Annotated in this window: 5 protein-coding genes, 1 tRNA gene and 2 pseudogenes; 3 read left to right on the forward strand and 5 right to left on the reverse strand. The window is 38.7% G+C overall.

Features of this window, described 5'->3' with window-relative positions; translation table 11 throughout:
* Positions 1 to 158: 158 nt before the first annotated feature.
* Positions 159 to 512, reverse strand: a complete 354-nt coding sequence (locus RH86_RS05390) for a DMT family transporter (protein ID WP_009385418.1) — start codon at positions 510 to 512, stop codon at positions 159 to 161.
* Between the two features lie 505 nt (positions 513 to 1,017).
* Here RH86_RS05390 and RH86_RS20680 point away from each other — a divergent pair.
* The 3 genes and pseudogenes from RH86_RS20680 to RH86_RS05400 all read left to right on the forward strand — a co-directional run.
* Positions 1,018 to 1,160: pseudogene (locus RH86_RS20680) on the forward strand (DUF393 domain-containing protein); the annotation flags it as partial.
* A gap of 53 nt (positions 1,161 to 1,213) precedes the next feature.
* Entirely contained in the window at positions 1,214 to 2,533 is a 1,320-nt protein-coding gene (locus tag RH86_RS05395; protein ID WP_009385419.1) for an ABC1 kinase family protein, read from the forward strand.
* A gap of 433 nt (positions 2,534 to 2,966) precedes the next feature.
* Entirely contained in the window at positions 2,967 to 3,257 is a 291-nt protein-coding gene (locus RH86_RS05400) for a hypothetical protein (RefSeq protein ID WP_009385420.1), read from the forward strand.
* Between the two features lie 208 nt (positions 3,258 to 3,465).
* Here the strand turns inward: RH86_RS05400 and RH86_RS05405 are convergent, their stop codons facing one another.
* The 4 genes and pseudogenes from RH86_RS05405 to RH86_RS05420 form a co-directional block, all read right to left on the reverse strand.
* A complete protein-coding gene (locus RH86_RS05405; protein ID WP_009385421.1) occupies positions 3,466 to 4,893 on the reverse strand; it encodes an ATP-dependent nuclease in 1,428 nt (475 codons plus the stop codon).
* Positions 4,893 to 6,062 (reverse strand): DUF262 domain-containing protein, encoded by a 1,170-nt coding sequence (locus tag RH86_RS05410; RefSeq protein WP_009385422.1) that lies wholly within the window; start codon positions 6,060 to 6,062, stop codon positions 4,893 to 4,895. Before RH86_RS05410 ends, RH86_RS05405 begins: the two co-directional genes overlap by 1 nt.
* 445 nt (positions 6,063 to 6,507) lie before the next feature.
* Positions 6,508 to 6,582 (reverse strand) — tRNA-Gly (locus RH86_RS05415).
* Between the two features lie 142 nt (positions 6,583 to 6,724).
* Positions 6,725 to 6,939, reverse strand: a pseudogene (locus RH86_RS05420) (diguanylate cyclase); the annotation flags it as partial.

The raw sequence follows: 6,939 nt of genomic DNA on the forward strand, positions 1-6,939 counted from the left end.
GCAGCCTACCCAGTTAATGAGCGCCTCACTCAAACACATCAAAGATAATCAAAGCCCGTCTGACTAGACGGGCTTATTATCGATAATATCTAGAACGACAACTTAACGGATGCTTAAGCTGCATACAATGCAGACTGTTTACTCGATATTACAATAGGTTAATGACCGACTGATTTAGATAGCAAATTGACGATCAATACCCCTGAAATAATAAGCGCAAGACCAATTACCGCCGGTAAATCAAGCTTTTGGCCATAGAGAAAGTAGCTAACGGTTGCCACAAGTACGATACCAGCCCCACTCCAGATTGCGTATACAATGCCGACAGGCATTGTTTTAACCGTAACCGATAGCAGAAAGAACGCAACGCCATAGCCGAAGAGAACAATTAAACTTGGTGAAAGCTTGGTAAATTGTTCCGTTTTCGGTATGAATGAAGTTGCTATCACCTCGGCAACAATTGCAATACTCAAGGCGATGCCAGCAGGAATAGACGTAATATATTGAAACATAAATCAGGTACAACCATTTAACAGAATAGGAACAGCTCATATTCTTAACGAGCGAATTATAATCATAAATCCCATCATTGCTATGATTAACTCAATGGTGTTGTTTGGGTTGTAGTACGCAAGGTAAGGACACGAAAATGCGGTTAAAAAAGCAGTTCACAAACCGATTTGATTACCATTACAAACGAAAGATACGCAAAAACACGTCGTTAAGCGCTTTTCGCAATTTGTTTCATATTATGGGAATTATGATGCCAATTGTTGAAGACTAAATTATCTATTTTCTAGATGTCAGGCCAAATTCACTATGCCCCCTCTATATGGCATGACATGACGCCCGCTTATCTCTATAGCGAAATCCCACAATTACAGTGTCGGATACTGAGTAAAATGATCCACCTAATCGGGGATTGCGTACAAATTGAAACGACAAAAAAATCAAGTAAATCAATAGCTCCACTGACGAAGTTTTAACTAAGGGATGTACACATTGTGCTAGAAAGAGATAGTAACGCTTGCCAAACATGATACTGAGAAAACATAACAAACAATCTATAGTAAGGCCTTTTAGACTACCCTCAGATTGATGCGGACGCAGCCAATACCATTTTGTATGTTTTAGGAAAACTACTGCTGGGTTTAGGTATACACTAGCAAGCATGGAACTTTGTAATGAACCTTGATACCCAAAGAGAGCCTTTATGTCGACAAAAGAAAGAAGTCTACCTACCCATCGCTTTTCAAGATTCAGTAAGTTCGCATCGCTCGCGACTCGAGTAGCCGGAAGTGTCATCACAGAAGGCACGAAACAGCTCGCGCAAGGAAACAAACCCAAAGCAAAAGACTTGCTATTAACGCCCCAAAATATTGCCCGACTCACCGATCAACTGGCGCATTTACGCGGCGCAGCGATGAAACTCGGTCAAATGCTGTCGATGGATGCAGGTGATATTCTTGAACCCGAGTTAGCCAACATTCTGGCACGCCTGCGTTCAGACGCCGATCCACTGCCAGCCAAACAACTCAACCAAGTGTTAGAAAATTCACTCGGAACAAATTGGAAAGCAGAGTTTATCTCCTTCAACTTCAAACCCATCGCCAGTGCGTCCATCGGTCAAGTTCACCAAGCCTACAGCGATGCAGGTGATAAATTGGCCGTCAAAGTTCAGTATCCTGGGATCAGAAAAAGTATCGATAGCGATGTGAATAATGTCGGTACTCTGCTCAAAATTGTTGGCTTGATTCCAGAGTCGGTCGATTACAAAAGTTTGTTGGAAGAAGCAAAAAAACAATTACACGACGAAGCCGATTATGCTCGAGAGGCAGATTACGCGACTCGATATTACAATGTACTAAATGGAAGTTCTCACTTTGTGGTTCCCAAAGTTTACCTACAAAGCTCATCCGAATCTGTGCTAGCGATGGATTTCATCGAAGGCTGTTCTATCGAAAAAATAGAAAATGACGACCAACAGACACGCGACTTTGTCATGCAGAGCCTGCTCGAGCTAATGTTCAAAGAGCTGTTTGACTTCAAAATGGTGCAAACCGATCCCAACTTCGCTAATTACTTGTATGTAGAGCAAACACGTCAAATTGGCTTATTGGATTTTGGCGCTACTCGTGAATACAGCGATCGATTCAGTGATGGTTATCGTTTGGCTTTCACATCTGTCGTTAATCATGATGAGCAGGGACTAAACAAAGCCCTAGAGCAAATTGGATATTTTAGCGAGACTATTCTCCCAGACCAACGCCAAGCCATTCTCAACTTAGTAAAAATAGCGTGTGAACCCATGCTTGTTGATGAAGATTACGACTTCAAAGCCAGTGGTTTAGCACAAAGGCTTCGTGAAGCAGGAACCATACTCAGCATGGAGCAAGAGTATTGGCACACACCTCCAGCCGATGCCCTATTTCTCCACCGCAAGATAGGAGGCATGTATCTACTGGCATCTCGCCTTGGAGCCAAGGTGAATATCAGGCGATTGGTGGAGCCCCATTTGCTCACCGATAGCTGATTCTTAGGCGATTTCGGTCTTTAAAGTGAATGCAAAGCAAATCCGCGCTAAGCGCTCTGCTAAGAGTCCGGTTATCTAGACAATACACAGATAAGAAAAAGTAGGTCAAACCACCTGTAAGTGGTTCATGAGCTTGGGCGTACGGGCATGAAAAGGACATTTCTGAGCCCAAAAGCGCCCCATGAAGGTTCTGAACAAAACCTTGTTACGAATTTCATAAAACAGAGACATTTTGGATAACCTCAGCTAAGGGAAAGCATCGTAATTGCCTACAAAGTGATGGTTAGCTTCACTCATCCACTACACTGGGAAAGGAGCTAGAATTACAAAGCAACTTCCGACGCACTTACCTGATAAAACTCCAGTCACAGATCAAATAGTTGAAGACGGGTTAAGTAAATTAGTTCCTCTCATGAGAGGGTGGATCTGTTCATTGGAAAACGAGTTTAAGCAAAACAGCAATGGCTTTCACCGCTCTATGCAAGTTTGGCAAGCCTTGGCCGTGGTTACTCACGAATTGGCACGTAACAAAGCTCATACGAAAAGTAAGTTATTTGACGCTGGACAAACTCTTGGACGTTTAGATTACGACAAGAATGCAGATCACTGGCGAAACTGCAAAGCATTTAAGAAAGATGCGAACGGAAAAGGCTGGATCAATGCTACTGGTGGCGGGCGTACTTTTAGAGATAAAATAGCAGAATATTTTATCGATATTGTATGAGGCAACTTACTTTTTACGTTACAAAAGTTAAATTTTACATGTACACACTGCAAGAAGTTAACAAATTCCGCATTACGTAAATCACATAAATAATTTTATTTGTTAACAAAATTGACCCTATAATACTGTCTTTCACTTTTGTTCAACTGTTGTTATAGGGACAATTTTTTCTAAAAAATCCAATATCGAATTCAACTTCGTTTGGTCATCATAAGCTTTCTAAAAATTCATCTACTAGCTGCGTATTCGCTTTACACCACTTTTCTGCAAATATTTTCTCAATATATGCCAGCTCCAAAGGTACAGATCTAGCGAACTCCCTGAAGTAATCATGAAATTCAGCTCCTTCAGCTGCACTTCTAGCTACCGTAATTCGATTTTCTGCCAAAGATAACGCACTAGCAACTTCACCATCAGTTAAAGTTCTAAAGAAATCAAGAATTAGTTTATCTGGGGCATCATTTAATGGAAGATAACGAACTACCTCAGAAGTCCCAATTTGAGCAGTATATTTACCTCTAGTATCCCCATCAAATACAGCTCGATACAAATACCCATCAACGTTTGCTTGAAATATGGCACATCGTTTTAGTAGATCTCCCTCAGAGCCAGCTATTTCATATGAATAATTTTCAGCTCTGGTTCCTAGAATCGACTTTAACAATATCAAGGCAAATTCATCTTCAACGCTTAATAGACCAAGTTTGGTTGTAACTTTCTGCAAACCTAATTCTAGAACAGTATCCACAGCCTCTATGCCATGAATAAATTTTTTCTCTCGACCTGAATCAATAATGAGCTGAATTTGTTTATCATTTAAAAAAGACAAGACATGTTCAGAATGTGTAGATATTAGAACACTAACCCCTTTTTGAGCCGCTAACCAAGACACACAATTCATTAATCGCTTTTGAGTTTTTGGAGGGAGGTAGCTTTCAGGTTCTTCCATGAAAATGATAGCGTTTTCATTGATACTTGCAATTCTCTCCATCAGCCAGAAAAAATAAATCAGAGCAATTTCACCTAGCCCCATATTTTTGCTATCGTAAGTTACCCCATTTGATTCAACTTCAAAGTATGGAAGAAGGGGATGAGATTCATACTCACCTTCGATATTCCACACCGTGACTCTCTGATAGTTTGAGTTTGTCAAATAATTAATATTATCTAATTTACTTGCATCATATTCAAAGGAAGCAACTTGATCTAGCTGTTCATCTAAATTTCTTTGTTCTCTAACAAAATCGAGATATTTAGGGATATAAGAACAAGGATCAAATAAATACGCAGTTACATCACTACTATCTATTGTCGTTACACATACATCTTCATGCTCACCAGTAGCTGTTTTTTTCTGCTTTAATGTAATTGACGCATATGCGGAATCTAGTAATGTATTGATTTCACATCGATTACTATTATCATTTCTTATATTGTTATACAAAGAGCTAATAATCGTACTTTTACCGACACCATTTTTACCTGCGATTGCATTGATACCTTTATTTAGTACCAAATTCGCTCCTGCTAAAATCTCGCCTTGATTAACTCTGAATATATTGACATAAACATCATAGTTCCTTTGAGCGCTAGTTCGCCAATAATCATTAAATCTCGCTTGCTTAAAGTCCATCATCACAGTTCTCTCCAACCATGTTTTTTCGACAGAGACAAGAGTGCTTCTTCAGTAATTTTCCCCCTATTTAAATAGTGGGATACCGAATCTAAAAGTGCCATCACATTATTTTCTTTCGAGATAAAACCATGATAAACATAATAAAATGAAACTAAGACAATATCTCTCAGAATAACTGACGAAGTATCCGCAACCCTTGAAGCAGATCTGTCAGAAAATATTTTTTGCGCTTGGTACAATCCTTCACTTGTAACTCTAAACTTAGAGAGCGTTATAAAATCATGATTATTCGATGTTCTATTTTCTTCAAAGTCGGTAATAAAATCCGATAGATCTCCTGAAGAAATATCATTATCGATCAAAAAGCATATAAAAATAACCCAAGAATGAAAACTTGCTTTATTAAGTTTAACTTTTCCGCTACCTGACATAATTGCATGAATAAATATCTCTAAGGCTAATTCGAGTTTGGTAACATGTTCTGAAGAAAAGCCAAGATTAGAACGATATTTATCAGTAATAGTAGAAGAAGTGATTTTTTTGGCTAAAGTTCCCTGATCCATTGTTATCAGAATCTTTGCAACTACATCATCATAGGCCATTCTTGAGTTTGTAAAGCCTATAGTTTCTCTACAATATCCAAGGAAAACCATCTTCTCTGCTAAATTTTTAACTTGTTGCCTTGATTCTCCAAAGAATGCATTTCTTTGCTCAGCAGGTGTGAGGTTAGTCGGATGATTGAGCCTATGAAAAAGTTCTCCAGGTTCACCAACCTTATAGTCACTAATGGTTAGAAATCGAATTGTAAACAATTCAATTTTATCTTTATAGACATCTTTAAGGTCATCCCAATAAATACCATCTAAAGAACTAATTTCATCGTCAAGTGGCTCTAAAAAGCCATGAATTGGAAATTCATTATTTAGAAAATCCCTTATAGATACAAGTCGCTGCTGTCCATCTAGGACTTCCAATCTATCTGCGGCAGGGTCGGAAATGAGATGCACTGGTGGTATATGCCAACCTCTTAAAATACTATCTATCAATCGTTGTTTTTTAAGAGTCTTCCAGACCTCCCCGCGCTGAAAGTCAGGCTGTAAATCAATAAGCCCACGTTTTATGCGATTGTAGATACTATAAATATCTGGATCTGATGTTTGTATTCTCATGGCTAACCAAACTTATATGAATAGTTGAGTTAAAATAAATCATAATATATACCATAAGCAACTGAATTTTATGTATTTTGACTACTCGCATATAACTTTGTTGAATAATCATCCACAATTAAAAGATTTCACAAAGATCACTAGCGGTAAGAATTTTACTCCTATCTACGGTAAGCTGGCATTCAACTTATGCTACACCTTTAGTTCTTTACTAACACTAGTCCCAACAGTACGATATCGAAAAGATGTCAAACAAAAAAAACTTAATGTACTCTAAAACTGTAAACATCTAATTTTTCGCCGATAAGTTCTATTAAACGTCAAAAGCAAGAGATATCATTACTCTACGAGCAGAAAGGTCATTGATGGGTATCACTTTACTTACCAAAATCTTACTACTCTCTAATAAGTATTCGATAAGCAATTGAAAAAGGAGGAGAAAATTTGGAGCGTACTGCGGGAATCGAACCCGCATCATCAGCTTGGAAGGCTGAGGTAATAGCCATTATACGAAGTACGCACACTGTGTCTCGAAGACCTAGCTAATATGCCACAGTTAATTGAAAATGAAAGCTATTTTTATCAAACCTAGGTTTGTTTGCTTGGTATTTGTTCAGCTTGCTGGTTAAAAGCACAATCTGGCAAGTCATCGGTGAGTTGTACTATTGCGTTATTGGTTGTAATGAATCACTGCCCTGCTCTACAATTTCCATCACGACCTGATCTTTTCCTTTCATCTTCGCTTGATACATTAATCTGTCTGCCTCTGAAAGTGAGATCGCATCGCTACTCTTCTTATAGTAAGCACAGCCGAGACTTATCGTTACATGTTGGGCATCATCAAACACTTTAAGTTTACGTACAACATCACACAGTG

The organism is Vibrio sp. N418 (assembly GCF_000222565.1).
GTDB classification, from domain to species: Bacteria; Pseudomonadota; Gammaproteobacteria; order Enterobacterales; family Vibrionaceae; genus Vibrio; species Vibrio scophthalmi.

Coding starts and splice junctions, on each gene's coding strand:
- RH86_RS05390 (WP_009385418.1), bottom strand. CDS start 512: ATGTTTCAATATATTACGTCTATTCCTGCTGGCATCGCCTTGAGTATT.
- RH86_RS05395 (WP_009385419.1), top strand. CDS start 1,214: ATGTCGACAAAAGAAAGAAGTCTACCTACCCATCGCTTTTCAAGATTC.
- RH86_RS05405 (WP_009385421.1), bottom strand. CDS start 4,893: ATGATGGACTTTAAGCAAGCGAGATTTAATGATTATTGGCGAACTAGC.
- RH86_RS05410 (WP_009385422.1), bottom strand. CDS start 6,062: ATGAGAATACAAACATCAGATCCAGATATTTATAGTATCTACAATCGC.